We start from the raw sequence: 19762 nt of genomic DNA, 5'->3' as shown, positions 1-19762 counted from the left end.
GGGTTCGGACATCTGGTGCGACGGCTGCCCGCCGTCCTACGCTCGACGGCATGGAGCTTGAGGTGAGACACCTCAGGGCGCTGTGCGCCATAGCGGACGCGGGCAGCCTGCACCAAGCCGCCCGCAGGCTGGGCGTGAGCCAGCCCTCCCTGACCACCCAGCTGCGGCGGATCGAGAAGACCCTCGGCGCCGAACTGTTCTGCCGCGAACGGACCGGCTGCCGCCCGACGTTGCTCGGCCGCGCGGTCCTCAGTCGGGCCCGCCCCCTGGTCGACGGCATGACCGCCCTGGTCAGCGACGCGAAGGCGGAGGCCGACGCGGTACGGGCGTCCGGCCCCCGGCTGCGTATCGGCAGCACCGCGAGCCGGGTCGTCGGCGGCTGGCTGCGCAGGCTGCGGCTCCGGCTGCCGGACACGGACATCTCGCTGCGGGTCGACGTGTCGGCCGGTGCCCTGCTGCGCACGGTCGAGGCCGGCGGGCTCGACGTCGCGTTCGTGCACGAGGTCGAGGGCTGCCCGCTGACCGTCCCCGAGGGGCTGACGCAACGCGTGCTCCTGGACCGAGAACCGCAGTTCGTCTGCATGGCCCGGGACCATCCCGCCGCCGCCCGGTCCGTCGTCGACCTCGGGGACCTGGCCGCGGACCGCTGGATGGTCGACCCGACGGTGGACGGCGAGTGGGACGGGCTGCGCCGGGTGCTCGACGAGGCGGGGCTCGCACCGACCGTCCTGCACGGCGACTACCTCACCGCCGCGTCCCTGGTCGTGCTCGGCGAGGCGGTCGCCCCGTGCCAGCCCACGTCCGGACCGCGCGACGACATGGCCATCCGCCCCCTGCGCGACGATCCCCTCGCCGTACGACTGCTGCTGGTGTCCCGGCCGGGCGCCGACATGGGGACGGTGTACGCGGAGCTGGAGGCGGCCTACCGCGAGGCGGCCCACCGGGCGGCCGGGTACCGCCAATGGCTGCTGCGCAACCGCAGCCCGCTCGTCAGCGCCCCGTAGCGCGTCGCCATGGTGTCTCGCGGGCTCCGTGACCGGCCCGCGTCACCCCGTCACTCGGATACCCCGTCACCCGGCCACCCGCGCGCGCCGCCCGGTCACTCGATCACCCCGTCACCCGGCCACCACCCGATCACCTGCGCGCGCCACCCGTGCGCGTGCCTCTCGCGCTCGTCGCGCTCACGCGCGTGAGCCGTGTCCCGCCCGGCCGGCGCCTCGGAGTAGTCGACATTCCGGGCGTTTCGGGATGCGCTTGGATGTTTCGAGGCGCTTTCGGCGTGGCATAGCGGGCGTTCCCGAAATAAATATGCATATTGCTCTGTATGGCTACATTTATGCGTAGACGCGGCATGGGCGGAGGCGGGGTCGGCAGAAGTGGCGTCCGAACAGCCGTGACCGTGGTGGCGGCCGCGGCGATGGTCGGCGCGCCGGCACCCGCCGCCATGGCCGATCCGCTGCCCGGCGGTCTCGGCCCCTGCCTGGGGAGCGACTGCCCGACGAACTGGACCGACCCGAACAACGGCACCGTCACCCACCACGACAGCAACATCAACATCTTCGTCGGCGGGGACTTCCTGGTCCGGGAGGCCGCCGCGGAGGCGGAAGGGAAGGTCGTCGTTCTCGGCGACTTCGACATGGACAAACGTCCTGACGCCTCGCAGATCTACAACGTCGGCGTCGCCGGCGTCGGCTCCCGGGTGCCGCCGCCCGACGGCTCCGACTACCTCACCGTGGGCGGGGACCTGACCGTGGCGAGCGGCGAACGACTGCTCGCCGAGGAGGGCACGAGCCACGGGGTGGTGAAGTACGCGCGGAACCTCGACGGAACGGTGATCCCGACCGCCGTCGAGGACCCCGACGCCACGGCGCCGTACACCGCCCTGCGCGACCGGCTGACCCGGGCCAGCCGCTGCTACGCGTACGACGACGGCGAGGACCACCGGCGCCCGGCCACGGGCACCGTCGAGAACCACGGCTTCGAGACCGTCTTCACGGGCGACGGCACCTCCGCGCTCCAGGTCTTCGCCCTGGACGCCGACGTGACGAACGCCCAGGGCGGACAGCAGGACATCAGGTTCGAGAGCATCCCGGACGGCGCGACCGTGCTCGTCAACATCTACGGCGGCAGCCGCGCCATCAGCACCTTCATGGGGTCGCTGCCTCGGGAGGGGCTCCGTGAACGCCTGATGTGGAACTTCCCGGACGCGGCCGGGATCGGGCTGAGGGGCGCCGGGCAGTTCCAGGGCAGTGTGCTGGTCGGCAACCCGTCGAGCACGACGACGCTCGCGATGAGCGGCACCAACGGCCGCTTCTACACCGCCGGTTCGCTGACCCACACGTCGGAGGGGCAGTCGGGCGGCCAGGAACTGCACGCGTACCCCTTCGAAGGGGACCTGCCCACCTGCGGTGCCGAGCCCACGCCGACACCGACCCCCACGCCCACCCCCACCCCCACTCCGACCCCGACCGATACGTCCACCCCCGCTCCCAGCCCCACGCCCACCTCCGCTCCGACGCGGACCCCCGCCCCGACCCCCACTCCCACACCGACGAGCCCCGCGCCCGGACCGACCCCGTTCCACGGCCTGCCGCCCTACACGCCGGGAGGTTCCGGCGGTGTCGGCGGTTCCGGTGAGTCCGGCGGTCCCGGGGGCGCGCTCCCGAAGACCGGCCTCGACCGGGGATCCTGGGTGCTGGGCGGCACCGCGGCACTTCTGCTCGCCGCCGGATCGGCGGCCACGCTGATGGCACGGAGGACCCGTCGGCGCGGCTGAGGGCCTGTCCGGCACCCCCGCCGCCGCCCGACGACGGCCGCGGCGCCTCGCCGCGCCGTCGGAGCGTCCGCACACATCCGGTGTGCGGACGCTCCTGCCCCTTGCGGTGCACCCCCTCCGACGCCGCGCGCTGATCCACCACGGATCACGGGGCAGCCCTTAGCGTTGGCCCATGGCCGAACTGCTGCTGCACCTCACCGAAGGCCCCCTGTGGGAGGCGGCCCGCGGGATCGGGACGTACGAGATGTCCACCCGCGGTCGCACCCTGCACGAAGAGGGCTTCATCCACTGCTCGCTGCCGCACCAGCTCGACGGAGTGGCCGAGATGCTGTACGGCGCCGGGAGCCGGGCCGGGGCCAGTGACCAGGACCTGGTGGTCCTCGTCATCGACCCGGACCGGCTGCCGGTCCCCGTACGGTACGAACCCGCCGTGCCCGGCGGCGAGGACTTCCCGCACATCTACGGACCGGTCCCGGTGGACGCCGTCGTGGAGGTGCGCCCCTGGCCGCGCGGGGGAGGCGAGCGCGCGTGAACCCCTCGGACCGCACCGGCCCCACTGTCCCGAGTTCCCCTGCTCCGGGTTCCTCTGCCCACGCCGCGCCCGTCATCGCCGTCACGGGCGCGAGCGGTGCCGTCGGCGGACGCGTCGCACGACGCCTCGCGCGCGCCGGAGTCCCCGTCCGGCTCCTCACCCGCGACCTGTCCCGGCTGCCCGAACTACCCGGAGCCGTGGCCGCGCCGCCCGCCTCCTACGGGGACGGCGAGGCCATGCGACTCGCCCTCGCCGGGGCGCACACCCTCTTCCTCGTCTCCGCGCACGAGAGCCCCGACCGGGTACGCGAGCACATGACGGCCGTGGACGCGGCGGTGGCCGTCGGCGTCGAACGGATCGTGTACGTCTCCTTCCTCGGCGCCTCGCCGGACGCCACGTTCACGTTCGCCCGGGACCACTGGTACACCGAGGCGCACATCCGGGTCGCCGACGTCCGCCACACCTTCCTGCGCGACAGCCTGTACCTCGCCGCGCTCCCCGCGATGACCGGCCCGGACGGCGTCCTGCGTGGTCCGGGCGGCGACGGCCGGCTGGCGGCGGTGGCGCACGAGGACATCGCGGACGCCGCGACCGCCGTCCTCCTCGCCGACACCGAGAGCGACGCGACCCGCCACGACGGGGCCACCTACGACCTCACCGGCCCCGAGGCGTTCACCCTCGCCGAGGCCGCCGAACAGCTCAGCCGGGCCACCGGCCGGACCATCACCTATGTCCCGGAGACCCGCGAGGAGGCGTACGCCTCGCGGGCGCGGTACGGCGCCGAGGACTGGGAGGTGACCGGCTGGGTGACGTCGTACGAGGCCATCGCGGCAGGCGAGATGGCCGTGGTCTCGGACGCCGTGCCGACCCTCACCGGCCACCCGGCGATGGACCTGGCGACCTACCTGAGGCAACATCCGGACAGCTACCGGCACTTGTCGCCGCCGGACTGACCGGGACGCCCGGGAGCCGAACAGGGCGGAGGGTCACGAGGCGAGGCGTACGGAGGCGCCGTGGGGCCCTGGGACCCGCCGCCGTACGTGCACGACATCCGGTGCCGCCCCGGGCCCGGCGAGCCGTGGCGCGTTCCGCTGACGCGTCGACGACGCGGCGGGCGCGGACGCCTGTGGCCGGCGGGTCCGGGGCCCCGTTCCGCGGATTGACGCGCCCTCGTCGACTTCGTCGTCGGGCTCGTTCCCCCGCCACGCCTCAGCCCGCGTCGTGCGCCTTCCGCAGCGCGGCGATGTCCAGCTTCTTCATGGTCATCATCGCCGCGGTGGTCCGCGCGGCCCGCGCCGCGTCCTGATCGGCGAGCAGATCGGCCAGCAGGTCGGGGGTGACCTGCCAGGAGACGCCGTAGCGGTCTTTCAGCCAGCCACAGGGCCCCTCTTCGCCCCCGTCGGTGAGCCGGCCCCAGTAGTAGTCCACCTCGTCCTGGTCCGCGCAGCCGATCTGGAACGAGACGGCCTCGTTGAACGTGAACTCCGGTCCGCCGTTCACCCCGATGAACCTCTGGCCGTTGATCTCGAACTCGACGGTCATGACCGACCCCGCGGGCCCGGGCCCGGCTTCCGTGTACCGCACGGTCCTGCCGCGACGGGAGTTCCTGAACACCGAGAGGTAGTACTCCGCCGCCTCCTCGGCCTGCCCGTCGAACCACAGACACGTGGTGAAGCCCTCGGTGGTCATCCCTGTCTCCTGTCGTGAGCGCATACCCGCCGGATACGCATGTCCACTCATATCGACCGATCCCGCCCAGGGGACTTGTCGGTCGCACACTGGAGGCATCGGAATTCACGTCGGTACGGCCATCATCACCGGCAACGCGTTCGAGAAGGCGGTCAACGCGCCGAGCGCCCCGTCGAGCGCAGGTCACATCTTCCGTTCTTCGCCCAGGTGTTCGCCGCGACCGAACGGGTCGCGTCGCTCCTGCCGGGATGTCCGGGGCGGGCTTCGGCGGTCCATGAGCCGTGCCTCATCACCGCACCGGGGCGACGCCGAATCCCCGCGCCGCCCGATGGCGACGCGGTGCCCTCCCGACGTTGATCGAGAAGGTACCGGCTGTCCGAACCACGTTCACAATCGGGGTGACAATTAGGCCGGTTCGGGTCTTGCGGACGAGGGCGACCACGCTCGCGCGGGGAACGGTGCGCTGCCGGACGGGAGTTGGGGCCGGGGCCCAGGGCCTTCGGCGCCGCTACGCACGGTCCCGCGGATGCGGTGCGTCGCGCTTCCGGAGCGGGGCGGGGGCGGTTCCGGCCGGGTGACGCCCGGCCCCGGGCACTCCTCGTGCTCACCGATCCGGCACGCCGACGCGAGCCCTTCCCGGGCCGGTACGAGCCCGGTCACGGCCGCTCACCGCACGGACGCAGTCGGCGCTGCTCCCGACACTGGGCGCACGCGTACAGGCCGACCCCGGCACCGGAGCCTGCTCGATGACGTTGATCAGGACCGCGGCGCCGGATGGGTCTCGGTGCCAGTGGCACCAGCCGAAGCCGGGCTGCGCAGGCGGTTTCGGCCGCCCTGGTCGCGCGGTCATCGCACCGCCTGGCATCGGGACCACGTCGATGCCTGGCTGGCAGACGCCCCTGCCATCTGGATCGACGACGACTTCACCAGCCTCGACCACGCCTGGGCCGCAGAGCGCACCGCTCGTGGCGCGGCGACCCTCCTGATCCAACCCGACCCTCGTACCGGGCTCCAGGCTGAACACCTGGCCGAGGTCCGGGCCTGGGCGGGACGGCTGCTTGCTGTGCGGACTGCCGCACCCGCTGTGCCGAGCGAAACCGATGCAGCCTGACGTAACGACTGTTCACGATGGAAGCGGGGGAGTCGCTCAACTACCGGCGCTGGAAGGCGGAGTGGAATTGCGCCCGCAGGGCGCTGCAAGCGGCGGAGCGCGAGAGCCGAAGGTTCGTCGTGCTACCGCGTGTGGTGACCCAGGACGTGCGGCACTTCTGCACCCCGCCCTCGTCGGCGGCGGTGCGAGCGTCGAGCAGGTCCGGCCGGTCCTCGGCCGCGCGTCCGCCGTCATCACGCCGCGGATCCGCGCCCACCCGCGGCCGGGCGGAACGGACCGCACCCGGGCCGTCGTGGACGCCGTGCTCGGCGGCCCGCGGACCGGGTTCGGTCTGGAGGACCCGGTGACCGAGGAAGGCGCGGGTCAGAAGGCATGACCGAAGGTCACGCCTTCTTGGTCTCCTAGTAATCGGCCAGGTCGGTGACCTGCGGGGATCTTCCCTGTGGGCCGCTGACCTGGCCTTTTGCTGATGGCTGGCGATGGGGCGCGACGGTCTTAATCGGGTGTCCTGCGGACTGTGTGCGGACTGGCTGGGCTGCCTTCGGCTGAGGTAGTTGCCGATCCAGGCGGAACTTGGCCCGTCGGGAAATTAGGAGGCCAGGTTCCAGACGGTCACCTCTATCTTGATCACATTGCCGGCTGCCGGTGCTGAGATCACCCGGACGTAAGCCGTTCGTCCTTCGTCCGTGTACATGCAGAACTGCCGTCCCGAGATGAGATTGTCTATCTCATAGGAGGCGTTCCGTCGAATGGCTTCACCGCACGCGGCGGCCGTGGGCTTGGGGGACCCTTGGGGTAGCGGTGCGAGCCGGTCCTCAGCAGGGGGTGCGAAGAATCTTGTGCTGGCGTTTGTGCCGTCTCCGGCTGACGTTGCGGTGAGATCTGAGCCCTTTCCCGAAGCCAGTGGCATCGGTTTCGACGAGTCCAGTTCCAGGTTCGAGCCGTAGGCGCTTACCTTGACCGCGATCGCTTCCGGCCCGTACATGATCTTTGGAGCTTGCTGTGGGTCGGGTGCCGGTAGCCCATCCGAGTCGGAACTCCCCGCAGGAGGCTTTCCGCTGTCTCCGCGAGCCTCCGGGCCCGGATCGCCCGCCCTGCTGGCGAGTAGTGTGACAAGAATGCCGATGACGGGGATGACAATCCCAACGACCCACCACGCCCAGCGCGGTTGTCCTGATCCGGCATGGTTCCCACCTGTCTGGGGAACAGTGCGAACCTGATCTCGATCACTGCCTATTGTCACTTTGGTTCCTCATCGAAGGGGCTCACCGTTGGCCAAGGACTCACCCTACGAGTGACGGTAAGTCAATCGCTGGCTCTTTTGGCGAGGTGGCTTTGAGGTGTCCAAGACGACGCATGGGCCGCTATTGCCAGCCGTCGAGGGAAACCTCCGGACCTCCCGCGAGGTAGCGGTGGAGGGCGCTGGCGGTTGTGTCGACGAAATTTCCGGGGATGGCTTCGGCATCAACCCAGCGGACCTGGGAGTGCTTGCGGGGTTCGCGGTTCTCGGGTTCGCCGGTCCATTCGTGGGCGGCGAAGACGACGGTGAGGAAGCCGTTTGGGGCCTCGACGCCCCAGGCGCCGTGGATGATGTGGGCGACCTTGAGGGACTCGGGCTTCACCGTGAGGCCGGTCTCCTCGTAGAGCTCGCGGACCGCGGTTTCGGTGATGGGCTCGCCTGGCTCGCTCTTGCCGACGGGGAGGTCCCACATTCCCTGGGCGAACTTCGCGTTCTCGCTGCGTTGGAGAAGGACCACGCAATTGGCGGCCTTGTCGTGGACGATGACGGCGGCGACCAGCAGGGTCATCGATTCGAGCGCCGGCTTAAGGGCCTTCGGCTGGTCGCCGGTCTGCTGGGTCACGGTGTTCCCTTCGTCGGGCGGGTTGTTGGGCATGTTAGGCGAGGGCCTCGCGGGCGCGGCGGGCGAGATCGGCGGCGCCGGGAACGCGGCGGCGCTGGTAGACCGCGAGCGTGGAGCGGATCGAGGCGATCGCCTTGCGGGTGCGGTCGGAGGTCATGCCCTCCATGAGGACCAGGGCTTGGGTCCAGGCGGCGACGGCTTCGTCGGCGCGGGCCTGGGCGGCGAGACTGTCGCCGAGGTCGGCGTGGGTGAGAGCGTGGACGCGCTTGTACTTCGCGGGGTCCCAGCGGGTGAGGGCATCGCGGTGCTGCTGCTCGGTGCCGACGTGGTCGGCGAGGTCGGTCAGGGTGCGGGCGGTGTGGCTGGCCACCGTGCCGGCGGCGGGACCGCTCACACAGGAGTAGCTGGGCTGGGGGCCGTCGTCCCGTAGGAGCGCGTCCTCGGCGGAGAGCAGGGCGCGCGCGGCCAAGGGGCTCTCGTTGACTGCGGCGTAGGCGCGGGCGTGGGTGATGTGGAGCAGGGCCTCGGTCTGACCGTCGACGTGACCGAGTCCAGCCCGGAGGGCGCCTTCGACGAGGTCGACGCAGTGGTGGGGCTGCTTGAGGCTCAGGGCCTGGTGGGCGAGGGCGCGCATCATCCAGGCGGCGTGGCCGTGGGGGTCGGCTTCGCAGGCGAGCTGGTAGCCGACCTGGTAGTAGCGCTGGGCGGCGCCTTCCTGGCCGAGGTCGTGGTGTTTCCACCCTGCGAGGTAGGCGAGTTCGGCGACGGCGCCGAAGGCGGCCCGGCGTAAGGCTTCGCTGGGGAAGCGTCCGCGCAGCATGGGGGCGGCTGTGTCGGCGAGGTACGCAGTGACGGTGGTCAGTCCGTGACCGCCGCCGAGGCGCTCGTCGGCGGCGCTGAAGGCGGCGGTGATCTGGCGTACGACGTCCACGTCCTCTGCACCGATCAGGGACGTGCCGGCGCGGGCGCGGAGCATGCGGGCGGTGGCCTCGTGGTCGTAACCGAGCGGCATGGCGACCCCGGCGGTGGTGAAGGCCGCGATGGCGAGGAAGCGGCGGCGCTCGACATCGGCCCGGCCCAGGCCGGTGACCGCGAGGACCGGGTCGGATTCCGCCGGCTCTTCGTCATCACCGGCCTGGAGGCCGATCTCGGTCTGGGTGACCGTGCGCCCCGCTCTGCGGGACAACGCCTCGGCCAGGTACGGGCCTACCCGGCCCGACGGGGTACGGGTGCCGTTCACCCAGTGCGAGATAGCCGACTTGTTGGTCTGGAGGATCTCGCCGTTCTCGGCGGCGATGCGCCGTACGTCTCTGGCGAGGGCCTCGTAGGTGCAGCCAGCCGCTTCGATGGCATCGCGCAGACGGGAGTTGGGTTCTCTCTGCGCCGCCACGATCGCCTCCACTCCGGAGCTGTAGACCGCGTATACCGCTTCAACTGCCTTCCACCGTACCCACTGAGCATGACCACAGGTTCACTTATCAGCAGCCGCCCGGAACGGCGCGACCGTGATCCAGGCTCCCCCCTTGGTCCGGGCGGCACCCCGAAGTTCCGTACGCCCACACCAGGCTCGGGCATTCCTGTGCCCGAACCTGGCCGATCAGAGACGGAGACCACGGTGACCACCATCGACACCGCGACCATCACGGTCGAGCTGCCCGAGGCGTTCGACCCGCGCTGGAGCCGCCTGCCCGGCATCCAGGTCGACGGCCGGCGCATCACGATCGACCCGGCCGAGTACTTCTTCCGCTTCGAGTCGAACACCTGGCTCGTCGCCGACTGGGATCTGGTCAAGGCCCAGCTCCTGGACGTGGAGGAGACGACTGAGAGCGCCGTCGAGCAGCTCGCGCTCGACTTCATCAAGCAGAACGGCGAGTCCACCTCCGACGCCGCCTGTGTCCTGGCCACCGCGTACGAGGTGTACGCCTACCTCTTCCGCGACGATCACCTGGCCAGCCTCGGCCTGCCGCAGATCACCGCTGGACACCTGCGGATGCTGCGCGAGGCGGCCACGCTCATGGCGCTCAACAAGGTCGAGCTGGACGGGCACATCTCCAACGTCGGCCCGTGCTGGTTCTTCCCCGCCGCCACCTCCGTCGTCTTCGACCTGGACGACGAGATGGGCGGGATGCTCGACGAGGTCTACCACGGCGGCTGGTTCAACGAGCACCGCCGCATCGAGTCCATCAAGGCCCACGCCGCGCTCGGCGGCCGGCTCGTGCACGGCTGCCAGTCCGTGCCGGACCAGTCCGGCGGCGTGGTCGCACCCTACGGTGCCTCGATGGCGAACTTCCGTGACGACCTCGCCGCGTTCAAGGCGGGCTGGATCGAGCAGGTCTACGCCTACCGCGTGAACCCGGCCGCGTAACCCCACCCGATCAGGCTCCGGGGCGGGCCGGCATCCCTCGCCCGCCCCGGACGCCACCACCCCACCCCGGAGCCCCCACGTGACCACGAACCCCAGCGCCGAACTCCTCGACAACCTGCTCACCTCGACCGGCCGGACCACCGCCGTACGGGAGGAGGTACGCGTGTGGTCCATGTCCGGCGTCGAGCGCGTGACCTTCCCCGACGGCTCCACGGCCATCTTCAAGTACGCCAAGAAGCCCTTCGACAGCGAGGACCAGGCCCTCCGCCTGGCCCACACCCTCGGCGTACCCGTCCCCCAGGTCCACGCCTCCGCCATCCTGGACGGCTGGCTCGGCATGCTCATGGAGGACCTCGGACCGTCCGTCCGCGAGGCCGACGACCTCGACGGCGTGGCCGCGGCCGTGGTCCTGCACGGCACCCGTACGGCTCCGCCCTTGCCCGTCCTCGACCAGGACCGGCTGCGCACACTCCCGGCCCGGGCGCTGGAGCATCTCGAACGGCTACACAAGGTCGACCGGTGGCAGGACGCCGACGACGTCGAGGACGCGCTCGACCGGATCGCCCAGGCCGCCGAGGCCCGCTCGGCCGGAGCGACGATGGCGCCCTTCGGCTGGGTGCACTCCGAGTTCCACCCCACCAGCCTCCACATCGGCGAGCGCGGCTGGCGACTGCTCGACTTCGCCCGCGCTTTCACCGGTTCCGGCCTGCTCGACCTCGCCAGCTGGCACGGCACCATCGAGCCCCCGCACCCCGTGCGCTTGCGCGTCTTCCTGGAGCAGTACGTCACCGCCGGCGGCACCCCCGACGCCCTCGCCCCGCGCGGCGGGCTCACCGCCGAGAACTGGGCCCTGGGCTGGCACCGCATGTGGGCCGCCGAGTGGTTCATGGAGCAGTCCATCCGCTGGATCAACGACCCGGCCACCGATCCCGCCTACCTCAAGGCGGTCCGTCGCCACCTCACCGACGTCCTCCACCTCCTGGAGATCTGACGTGCTCGCCCAGGCATCCCCATGGCACGTCCACGCCGTCCAGCGCACCGCCGCCGGACTCGCCGAACCTCTCTCCGTACCGGCCCGGATGGAATGGACCACGAGACCCGGCCAAGGTCCCGGCGCCGAGATCCTCGGCCCCGACCTGCGCGGTAAGCGACTCCTGGAAATCGGCTGCGGCCCCGGCCACAACGCCGCCCACCTCGCCACCCGCCACGGCTCCCACGTCACCGGTGTCGACCTGGTCGGCTTGCAGGTGCGCCGCGCCCGTTCCCATTACGGACGGTTGAACAACCTCACCTTCGTCGCTGGCCACGCCCTGCACTACCTGCACGCCTCCGACGAGCAGTTCGACGCGATCTACTCCGTCTTCGGAGCCATCGGCCTCGTCGCCCCCGAGCTCCTGCTCCCGGCCATCGCCCAACGCCTCACGCCCGGCCGGGTGCTCGCCTTCTCCGTCCCCCACCCGCAGCGTGGCGGCCGAAGCCCCTCGGGCGACGACCGTCCCCGCCGCGACCACGTCACCCTGCCCGACCGCTCCCGGCTCCCCATCGCCCGCTGGGAGTTCGATACCGACCGCTGGGAGAAGCACCTCAGCCAGGCCGGCTTCTGGCTCACCTCGGCCCAGGAGTTCCACGACCCCCGCATGGGCCACTGGCCCACCACCCTGCTGATCCGCGCCCGCAAGCTCTGACAGCCGCGTTCATCCGGCCTATGGAGGACCCATGCGCCCGCCCTACCTGCTCCTCGACATCGACGGCGTCCTTATACCCTTCCCCGACGAGCACGGCTCGACCCCGGCCACCCACGCCCGCCACGACGTCGTCCCGACCGGCCGCAGCGCCGACAACCCGGTCACTGTCTGGCTCAACCCCGACCACGGCCGCCTGCTCATGGACGTCATCCGTACCGGCCTGGTCACCCCGGTCTGGTGCACCAGCTGGCGCCAGGACGCCACCGCCCTCATCGGCCCGCTCCTCGGCCTTCCGACCCTGCCGTACGTCGACCTGCCACGTCCCCAGATCACCACCAGCCACCCCAACGGCTACCTCTGGAAGCGCGACCACGTCGACGCTTGGCTGGGCGAGGCGCCTGCTATCTGGATCGACGACGACTTCACCAGCCTCGACCACGCCCGGGCCGCACAGCGCACCACTCGCGGGGCCGCGACTCTCCTGATCCAACCCGACCCCTGCGCAGGGCTCCAGGCCGACCACCTGGCAGAGGCCCGGGAATGGGCGGAGCGGCTGCTCGCTGCCCGGTCTGTTGCCCCACTGCTCCGAACGATACCTAAGTAGCCTGAGGCGAACCCGGGCAGAGGGCTGCAGTTGCCCTGATGAGGCGCATTGAAACTGAGGTCCCCTGGAGTTCCATAAAGACTCTGCTAAATATGCAACGGCCGTCGCGACGGATGGAACCATCGCGGCAGCAGTCGGAAGATATTACTAGCAATTCTTCGCGACTTCCACTTTGAGTTCCGGGAGGGTGCTGTTCGTAGGGTGGCGGGATCCTCCTATGCCATGCTTCAATACCACGCGAAGCGGCGCCATGGAGACTTCGATGATCACAGCAATCGTTACGGCCTGTGCCAGCATCCTGATTGCCATCATGGCCTACTGGCTGAACCATCATGGCGAGAGTCGAAGATCTCAGAGGGAGGCGCGAATCGACCGGGTGAGCAGTCAGTTAAAAGATCTCTACGGTCCCCTTCTTGTTCTCACGGAAACGAATGAGAAGGCGTGGAGCGAGTACTGTAGACGCTATATTCTGCCAATTGGTGTAGGCCCTGCCGATATTCCGTTGTCGGAATCGGAGGAGGCTCGGTGGCGCACGTGGGTAGAAGCAGTGTTCGCCCCGGCGGCCCAGAAAATGCGGGAGATCATCACTACCCGGGGCGATCTGATCGTCGAGGGGGAGGTGCCGCCCGTGGTCCTCGAATTTTGCGCGCACGCAGCGACCTATGATGCCCTTCTGGCGAACTGGGACGGAGCCGATCCAACTAAATCCACGCTGGTCCGCCATCCGGGAAGCGGGTTCCTTTCTTACGTTCGCGAGTCGTACGGATCGCTCAAAGCGGAACATGCGCTCCTCCTCGAGGCGGCGCGTGAGGAAAATCGGATCGGATTCCAGTAATAGGCGCACTGGTCAAAATGGACGGAGGTCGCTATCAAGCTATTCCTGAGCTGGTCCGGAGAGCGCTCTAAGAAGACCGCTGAGACCTTATGGTCCTGGTTGCCGGACGTCCTCCAATACATCAACCCATGGCTTTCCAGTCTGGACATTTCTGCAGGGAGGAGAGGAGTTCGAGAGATTACGGACGAGCTTTCTGAAACAAATTTTGGGATCATTTGCGTGACCCCGGAGAACCAAACTTCCACCTGGATCAACTTCGAAGCTGGGGCCCTTTCCAAGCAGGTCGAGGGTGGCTACGTCGTCCCGTTCCTGATCGGTATGAAAACTACTGATCTCATCAGCCCTCTCAGTCAGTTCCAGGCCGTCATCGGAAACAGTAAAGACGACGTACAGAAGCTTCTGTTCGAAATCAATGAAATTTCGGGCGGCCTGGCAATCCCGCGTGAAAGGTTGGAGCGCGCCTTCCAGAGAAGTTGGCCGGAGTTCGAGAACAGCATTAGGGGCATCGGTGCAATCTCGTTGAGGGGCAATATTTCGAATAAGGTGCAGCGATCTGAAGCTGACATGACGGAGGAGATCCTTCTCATTTCCCGGCAGCTCGATCACCGTATGGCGGAGATCGAGCGATATGCGCTACTGGCGGACGGGATGCCGAGGCGACCGTCTCGGGAAATTCGCCGGATCAGCGAAGAGAAGTTCATTTCTTCCTCATTCGCAAAGATCGGATGGAATGCTGTTCGCTCCTCCTGGGAGGGTGAAAGTGTAGTCATTGCAGCGCAGAGTTCAGGTGGGTCTGTAAAGTCAATTTCGCGCGATTTTGTCGAGCGGCTCGCCAAGTCCCTGGGCCGGGAGGTAGTTGTACTGGGGGAGGCTGGGGAAGTGATTGTTCGCAGCAACCTCCCCTGACTAAAGCCTTCCTAGCGCTCGAACTTAACCTCGACCGGAATTGGCATCTTCTCCCCTTTCCTCAGGCGTCGAAGGCGCAATTCGCTAGCCTTTTCAAGCTCAACCCAGGCATTCCATGCCTTGATATAAATTGACACCTGGTCTCGCATGCCCGTCCTGCGCCTGGAACCTCGCTTCCGTGTGTCCCTCGGTACCTCTCGCAGAGCGAGCCGCGCATCGCTCGGATCTAAATTCGCGCCCGACTTGAGACCTGAGATCCACTCGTCGATATCTGCGGCCGGCGCCACTTCAGTGGTCAGAAAGAACCCCACTGCCACAGCGGTCTGACTTGCGAACAGGTGCTTGGAAAGCTCGCGACCGATGGTCACCGCTTCCTCGTACCTGTCTTTATCACCGTTGTATGCGGCCAGGATTCGGTCGTTCGATAACTGGGCCCGGCCACCACTCCAGGGAGCGTTCGGCATCGTCTTGAAGAGAATCACGTGACGGATAGTGGAGGAAAGCAGCGGCAGGTACTTTGCGCCCGTCGACAGCAGCGTATCCGCTGCACTCCGACGCTTTCCGGTGTCAAGAACCGGGAAAACGTCTCTTGATAGACCGTCGAAAACGAGCATCTCGACGGGAGCGTTTGCCTCGATAATTGCACGGAGGCGATGTTGACCATCGAGAAGTGCGCCAGCTTCGTCGAAAGCGATTCCCTGATGAGTCAACTTCCATTCACCACGGAGAATGGTCTCGGCCAGGGCTCTCACCTGGCCCATATTCAGGCGTCTATTGAACGAAGTCCTGGACAGAAAGATCTCGGCAATTTCGGGGGTTACCTTGACGACCCGTGAGGCGAGTTTTCGCTCCGGCTCTTCCGGCTCTGCAATAGCGATAGTCATCCCCCGATCCTAAGGTCGCCGACACTCGAACTTCTCATTTCTGATCGAAAGTGATCAACTTTCGCCAGGGAAGGGTTGTTTGGGTGCCTCCGGTACTTTAATTGATCGTTTCAGAATGAGTTGAGCTACAGGTCTTGTGCTTGCACACCTTGGACGGCGCCCCGCCACAACGCGTGCGAGGGCATCTGACCGGGGCGTCAGCGGTGTCGACTGGGCTCTTCGGGCCTCGTGGCCACTGGTGTGGCTGGCGGGTTTGGCGCGGCGGACACGGACGACGTGCCACTGACCGTACTTCGCTTGCGAGCCGCTTGAGCCCGCCGGTTCGGCTGAGCGGTGATGCGCCAGTTGAGGACCTCGGCGGGGTGCTCGGCGCTGTCGAGCTCTCGCTGGGCGCCCACCTCGGTCAGGAGACGTCGGGGATTGTGGCCGGCGGTCTCGGCGTGGGCGAGGGTTGTGGTCAGGGCGGTCCAAGTGGGGTCGGCGAGGATCCGGTCGGCGTGGTTGGGGAGGGCCGCGCGAACGTCCTGCTCGAAGCGACGGGCAATTGCGGCTCGTGGTGTGCGGCGGGTCAGGTCAGCCAAAACGAATGTGGCGGCCTGCTGGTAGCCCGCCTGGAGGTGGCGGAAGGCTTCTTCGGCCGCAGCGGCCTGCTGTGCGTGGCCGCGTTGCTCGTGCCACTTGGTGGCGGCGCGGGCCAGGTGCACGGTGGCGAAGAGCAGGGCGATGGCGAGTCCGCCCGGCTCGTTGGAGGCGTAGGCGAGTTCCTTGGCGGCCTTGCGCAGGGCGGTGGCGGCCTGGTGGTCGGCACGGATTGCGGAGCGGCGGGCGCGGTTGAACACCATGGCTGCCGACCGCAGTTCCGCCCTGTGTGGGCCGGTCGTGGCGCTGGCGATGTTGTACAGGGCGTCGCCGAAGGCGGCCAGGTGGCCTTGGGCGGCGGCATCGTCATCAGAGTCGAGGACGGTGCGTGCCGTGTGTATGGCGGTGGTGGTGTGGCGCCATGGGTCGGTGGGGTCCGCCACATATCGGGGGCGGTCGGCCACCTCCTGGTCGAGGAGGCGTTCGCGCAGGCGGTTGATGGAGAGGTCGGGGGCGAGTTTGGAGCCGCCGTACCAGACGGGTTCACCGGCCGCGTTGGTGTCGCCGGGGGGCGGCGAGGCTGTAGCCGATGACGTCGCCGGTCTCGGGGCCGAGGCGTGTCTTGACCTTGATGCCGAGGGACTGCAGCACGGTGAAGTAGTCGGCTTCGGTTCGTACGGCGGCGGCGACCGCGTACGCCTGCTCTCGCAGCCACTGCCGTGCCGTGACCGTCTGGCCCTGACGTTCCGCCTTGGCGCGTTCGGCGCCGGTGGGGGTGCGGGGCGCGGTGAGGTCGCCGGACTTCAGGCGGCGCAGGCCGAACTCGGCTTCGATCTTGCGGCACTCGGCTTGGGCCCGCTGTCCGTCGCGGTGGGTGCGGGGGCGGCGTCCGTCGGCGCGGACGGTGGTGGCCATGATGTGCATGTGGTCGTCGGCGTGGCGCACCGCGATCCATCGGCATGCCTTGTCGTCGCCTTCGGGGGCGATGCCGGCGGCGTGAAGGATGCGGCGGGCGACCTCGGCCCACTCGGCGTCGGTGAGGTAGCGGTCTCCAGGCGCGGTACGGACCGGGCAGTGCCAGACGTGCTGAGGTGGCTTCTTGCCGCCCAGCTCGCGGGTGCGCAGGTCGACATGGTGGTCGAGGCGCTTGGCGAGCTGGGAGTAGGTGGCTGCCGGGTCGCGGCCGGGGTCGGGGGCGCCGGCCATGTCCCAGGCGGCGAGGATATGGGGGTCGGTGTGCTCGTCTCGGCGGCCGGGGCCGAAAAGGTAGACGATCAGTCCGCGGGTGTCGGAGCCGGTGGAGATGTCAGGAACCATGTGCGGTGCCTTCCGTCAGGAGCTGGTCGATCAGTCGGTAGCTACTCCGGGCCGCTCGCTCAACGCGGTCCAGCACCGCCTCGGCACGCTCGGGCACCGCTCCTCGGTGGATGGCTGCGGTGATCTGGTTGAGGTTGCCGCCGATACGGTTCAGCGCGACCGTGTGTGCCTCGACGGCCTCGATCAGCGGGCGGAGAGGATCGTCCTCTAGGCTGCCGACGAGTCCTGCCTTGCCCAGGGCGACGGCCAGGGCGGAGTCCCCCACGAATCCGGCGAACTTCTGACCGCGCTGGTGAGCGGCGGCGCTGTTCACGCGGACCGCGGTCCGGGTGAAGCGGATGGTCTTCTCCTGGTCGCGCTTCTCCACCGTGCGCTTGCGGTTCATCAGTGTGGGCAGGACGGGGGCGTCGAGATCCCGCCAGGAGGGCTGCTCGACGGGCGGTGGGACATCGGCCGGCGGCTGAGTGCGCGGGGCGACGGAGTCGGCTGCGGGCGGGCAGCTGGTCTCGGCTATACCCTCCTCCGGCTCGGGCGCCCACTGGCGCTCGGCCTTCCCCTCCGCCACCCCTGGGGCGGGGGCAAGCGCGGACGAAGCCTCGTTAGAGGCTCGTTCGCTCCAGCTTGCTGGTGATCGGCGGGTCAGGCCGAAGAATCCCTTGCGGCGGCGGGCGGGGGCGTTGTCGGTGCTCGTTTCGGGCATGGTGGTGCTCCGGTGGTCGTGTGTGTGGGGCTTCGTCACGTCCGTTGCATCCGTCCCGTAGCTGGTCAGGACAGGTACGGAGGCGGTCACAGGTACGGAGTGATCCGTATCGGCAAGGCACTCCGTCCCCGCGCTGACCTGCGCGGGGACGGATGCGACGGATTGATACGGAGCTGGTGTCAGCGAGTGGGCCTGGGGCCGGCAGGCCCGCCGGGCGGACCGATGGGCAACATCCCGGACGGAGGGGCGGGCTGCTTGCCCGGGACTCGACGTGCGGGCACGGTCTCCTCTGCTGCGGGTGCCGGTTGGGCAGGGTCGGGGCAGTAGCGGGCCCAGGCGTCGAGGAACTGGTTTCGGGCGTACGCCTTCGCCTGCCTGCCGTTCTCGAAACGGTGATTGGCCGGGCTGATGCCGAAGTCGCGGAGCAGGTTGGCCAGGTGGTAGGCGTTCAGGCCCTTGGTGCCGTACTCGGCCCACGGCCCCTCCGCGTCCTGGAGGAGGGCGGCGAGCAGGTCCTGGCTGCGCAGAGCCTCCTTGTTGCCCTCCTGCTCGAACACGCGGCGGACGTCGCGCAGCAGCCGCGTCTTCAGCGTCGTCTGCTCGTTCTGGACCACCTCGTTGCGCGTCATCGCCAGGCAGGCGGCACGGGCCCGCGAGGGCCAGTGCCCGCCGGCCAGGTCGGCGACGATCACCAGCGGCTCCCACGTGTCGGCGGCGCGGTCCTCGACCGGCATCTGCGGAACCAAGCCCTCTGCGGTACTCCGCAGCGGAGTCAGCCAGGCGGTCAGCCGGTCGCGCAGCGCGTTCAGTTCCGGAACGGAGTACCGCGAGCGGAACGGGGCGATGCGCTCGCCCGGCTTGTGCTTCTGCATGCGGAGCACGACCGCCCGGTCCATGATCGTGTCCGGCAGGTCGCCGATCCCGGCGAGCGCCGCCATGGCGAAGGTGGGAAACGCCGTCGGCTTGTGCTCCGACCCGGAGATTCGCCAGGCGGGCCGGTTGCGCTGGTGCCCCGCGTTCAACAGGCCCCGCAGGTCCTCCTTGTCACCGGCCTTGGGGCCGAAGATCGTGTCGGCCTCGTCCACCAGCAGCGTCGGAGGGTTCTTGCCGATGACTCGGAAGACCACCGCAGGCGACGTGTTCACCGTCATCATCGGCTGGTGCACGGTCTCGTGGAGCACGTCCAGGACGCGGGACTTGCCGCATCCCTTGGTCGGTCCCACCACCGCCAGCCGCAGCGCGTGCTGGAGGGCGGGCTGGATATGGGAGGCCGCCACCCACAAGGTGACCGCTGTCAGGGCCTCGTCGCTCGGCAGCACCACCTACCGGCCGATCACCGCGCGCAGATCGTCTAGCAGCGCGGCTCCTTCGTCGGCCGTCTTGTCGCTCGCACCGGCGCGGTCCCCGGTCCCCGATCCGCCGTCGGGGACCACGGTCCCCGCAGATACGTGGGGACCGTGGCTCTCGCCACCGGCTCGGACTACGGCACGCTCGCCCGGGAATCGGGGACCGGGTTCGGGGACCGGCGGGCCGGAAGTCTCTGTCCGGTCCCCGGCGTCCGGTTCGACGGGACCGGTCCCCAGGGCACTGACCTGCGCATGTTCCGCGCTGGGGGTGTTTCGGTCCCCGACCGGAACACCCGCCGAAGCATCGTCGGTGGAGCGTGCAACAGGGGACCGTGACTCCGTTCGGTCCCCATCGCGCCAGGGGATGCCCTGGCCGGGGACCGCAGCGACAGGCCAGACAACCTCGGATGCGTTCGAGCTGGCGGGGGGACGTAGAGTCCTCCATAGACGTTCCTCTCAGGTGAGGGACGGGACGGGCAAGGTCCCGCCCCTCACCGGTTCGTTCGTTCAGGGATGGGCGACGTGCAGGGGAATCTCCGGCCCTCGGCGTTGGCGCGCCGGGGGCCGTTGC

General features: G+C 69.0%; 16 protein-coding genes and 2 pseudogenes. 11 read left to right on the top strand and 7 right to left on the bottom strand.

The genetic code is table 11. The annotated features are described in order from the left end of the window. The first annotated feature begins 50 nt into the window (after positions 1–50). The 4 genes from AB0E67_RS02325 to AB0E67_RS02310 all read left to right on the top strand — a co-directional run bounded on the left by AB0E67_RS02325 (position 51) and on the right by AB0E67_RS02310 (position 4261). On the top strand, positions 51–1004 hold the full coding sequence (locus AB0E67_RS02325; RefSeq protein ID WP_362019812.1) for a LysR family transcriptional regulator: 954 nt from the start codon (positions 51–53) through the stop codon (positions 1002–1004). Positions 1005–1324: 320 nt separating this feature from the next. Continuing rightward, positions 1325–2776: a choice-of-anchor A family protein gene (locus tag AB0E67_RS02320; protein WP_362019810.1), complete on the top strand. Its 1452-nt coding sequence runs from the start codon at positions 1325–1327 to the stop codon at positions 2774–2776. A gap of 172 nt (positions 2777–2948) precedes the next feature. Beyond that, entirely contained in the window at positions 2949–3308 is a 360-nt protein-coding gene (locus tag AB0E67_RS02315) for a DUF952 domain-containing protein (RefSeq protein ID WP_362019807.1), read from the top strand. A 74-nt stretch (positions 3309–3382) separates the two neighbouring features. Continuing rightward, positions 3383–4261, top strand: a complete 879-nt coding sequence (locus tag AB0E67_RS02310; RefSeq protein ID WP_362021394.1) for an NAD(P)H-binding protein — start codon at positions 3383–3385, stop codon at positions 4259–4261. 256 nt (positions 4262–4517) lie between these two features. Here the strand turns inward: AB0E67_RS02310 and AB0E67_RS02305 are convergent, their stop codons facing one another. Beyond that, positions 4518–4997 (bottom strand): VOC family protein, encoded by a 480-nt coding sequence (locus AB0E67_RS02305; protein ID WP_362019805.1) that lies wholly within the window; start codon positions 4995–4997, stop codon positions 4518–4520. Positions 4998–5856: 859 nt separating this feature from the next. Between AB0E67_RS02305 and AB0E67_RS02300 the strand changes: the two are divergent. Then, positions 5857–6108, top strand: a pseudogene (locus AB0E67_RS02300) (hypothetical protein); the annotation flags it as partial. A 1364-nt stretch (positions 6109–7472) separates the two neighbouring features. Here the strand turns inward: AB0E67_RS02300 and AB0E67_RS02295 are convergent. Together AB0E67_RS02295 and AB0E67_RS02290 are read right to left on the bottom strand one after the other, a co-directional pair. Then, positions 7473–8003 (bottom strand): NUDIX domain-containing protein, encoded by a 531-nt coding sequence (locus AB0E67_RS02295; protein ID WP_362019802.1) that lies wholly within the window; start codon positions 8001–8003, stop codon positions 7473–7475. Between the two features lies 1 nt (position 8004). Beyond that, positions 8005–9360: a tetratricopeptide repeat protein gene (locus AB0E67_RS02290; protein WP_362019800.1), complete on the bottom strand. Its 1356-nt coding sequence runs from the start codon at positions 9358–9360 to the stop codon at positions 8005–8007. Positions 9361–9585: 225 nt separating this feature from the next. Between AB0E67_RS02290 and AB0E67_RS02285 the strand changes: the two genes are divergently transcribed. The 6 genes from AB0E67_RS02285 (at position 9586) to AB0E67_RS02260 (ending at position 14365) form a co-directional block, all read left to right on the top strand. Further along, positions 9586–10335, top strand: a complete 750-nt coding sequence (locus AB0E67_RS02285; protein WP_362019798.1) for a hypothetical protein — start codon at positions 9586–9588, stop codon at positions 10333–10335. 79 nt (positions 10336–10414) lie between these two features. Further along, positions 10415–11326 (top strand): aminoglycoside phosphotransferase family protein, encoded by a 912-nt coding sequence (locus tag AB0E67_RS02280; RefSeq protein WP_362019795.1) that lies wholly within the window; start codon positions 10415–10417, stop codon positions 11324–11326. Position 11327: 1 nt separating this feature from the next. After that, positions 11328–12020, top strand: coding sequence for a class I SAM-dependent methyltransferase (locus AB0E67_RS02275; RefSeq protein ID WP_362019793.1), 693 nt, complete (start codon positions 11328–11330; stop codon positions 12018–12020). A 31-nt stretch (positions 12021–12051) separates the two neighbouring features. Further along, positions 12052–12624 carry an HAD domain-containing protein gene (locus AB0E67_RS02270; protein ID WP_362019790.1) on the top strand — a complete coding sequence of 191 codons (573 nt, stop codon included), beginning with the start codon at positions 12052–12054 and terminating at the stop codon, positions 12622–12624. A 262-nt stretch (positions 12625–12886) separates the two neighbouring features. Continuing rightward, positions 12887–13459 (top strand): hypothetical protein, encoded by a 573-nt coding sequence (locus tag AB0E67_RS02265; RefSeq protein ID WP_362019788.1) that lies wholly within the window; start codon positions 12887–12889, stop codon positions 13457–13459. 33 nt (positions 13460–13492) lie between these two features. Beyond that, a complete protein-coding gene (locus AB0E67_RS02260; protein WP_362021391.1) occupies positions 13493–14365 on the top strand; it encodes a TIR domain-containing protein in 873 nt (290 codons plus the stop codon). A gap of 11 nt (positions 14366–14376) precedes the next feature. On the opposite strand, the gene AB0E67_RS02255 is transcribed toward AB0E67_RS02260, so the two are convergent. The 4 genes and pseudogenes from AB0E67_RS02255 to AB0E67_RS02240 form a co-directional block, all read right to left on the bottom strand. Then, positions 14377–15249 (bottom strand): hypothetical protein, encoded by an 873-nt coding sequence (locus AB0E67_RS02255; RefSeq protein ID WP_362019785.1) that lies wholly within the window; start codon positions 15247–15249, stop codon positions 14377–14379. Positions 15250–15446: 197 nt separating this feature from the next. Next, positions 15447–17145: pseudogene (locus tag AB0E67_RS02250) on the bottom strand (mobilization protein). Continuing rightward, on the bottom strand, positions 17135–17710 hold the full coding sequence (locus AB0E67_RS02245; RefSeq protein ID WP_362021388.1) for a hypothetical protein: 576 nt from the start codon (positions 17708–17710) through the stop codon (positions 17135–17137). Before AB0E67_RS02245 ends, AB0E67_RS02250 begins: the two are co-directional and overlap by 11 nt. Before the next feature lie 314 nt (positions 17711–18024). Further along, positions 18025–19167, bottom strand: coding sequence for a DUF3631 domain-containing protein (locus AB0E67_RS02240; RefSeq protein ID WP_362019782.1), 1143 nt, complete (start codon positions 19165–19167; stop codon positions 18025–18027). Positions 19168–19762 lie beyond the last annotated feature (595 nt).

This window comes from Streptomyces sp. NPDC032161, assembly GCF_040636995.1.
In the GTDB taxonomy this organism is placed as follows: domain Bacteria; phylum Actinomycetota; class Actinomycetes; order Streptomycetales; family Streptomycetaceae; genus Streptomyces.
The sequence above is the reverse complement of the archived record's forward strand: the minus strand, read 5'-3'. Positions and strand labels throughout refer to the sequence as shown.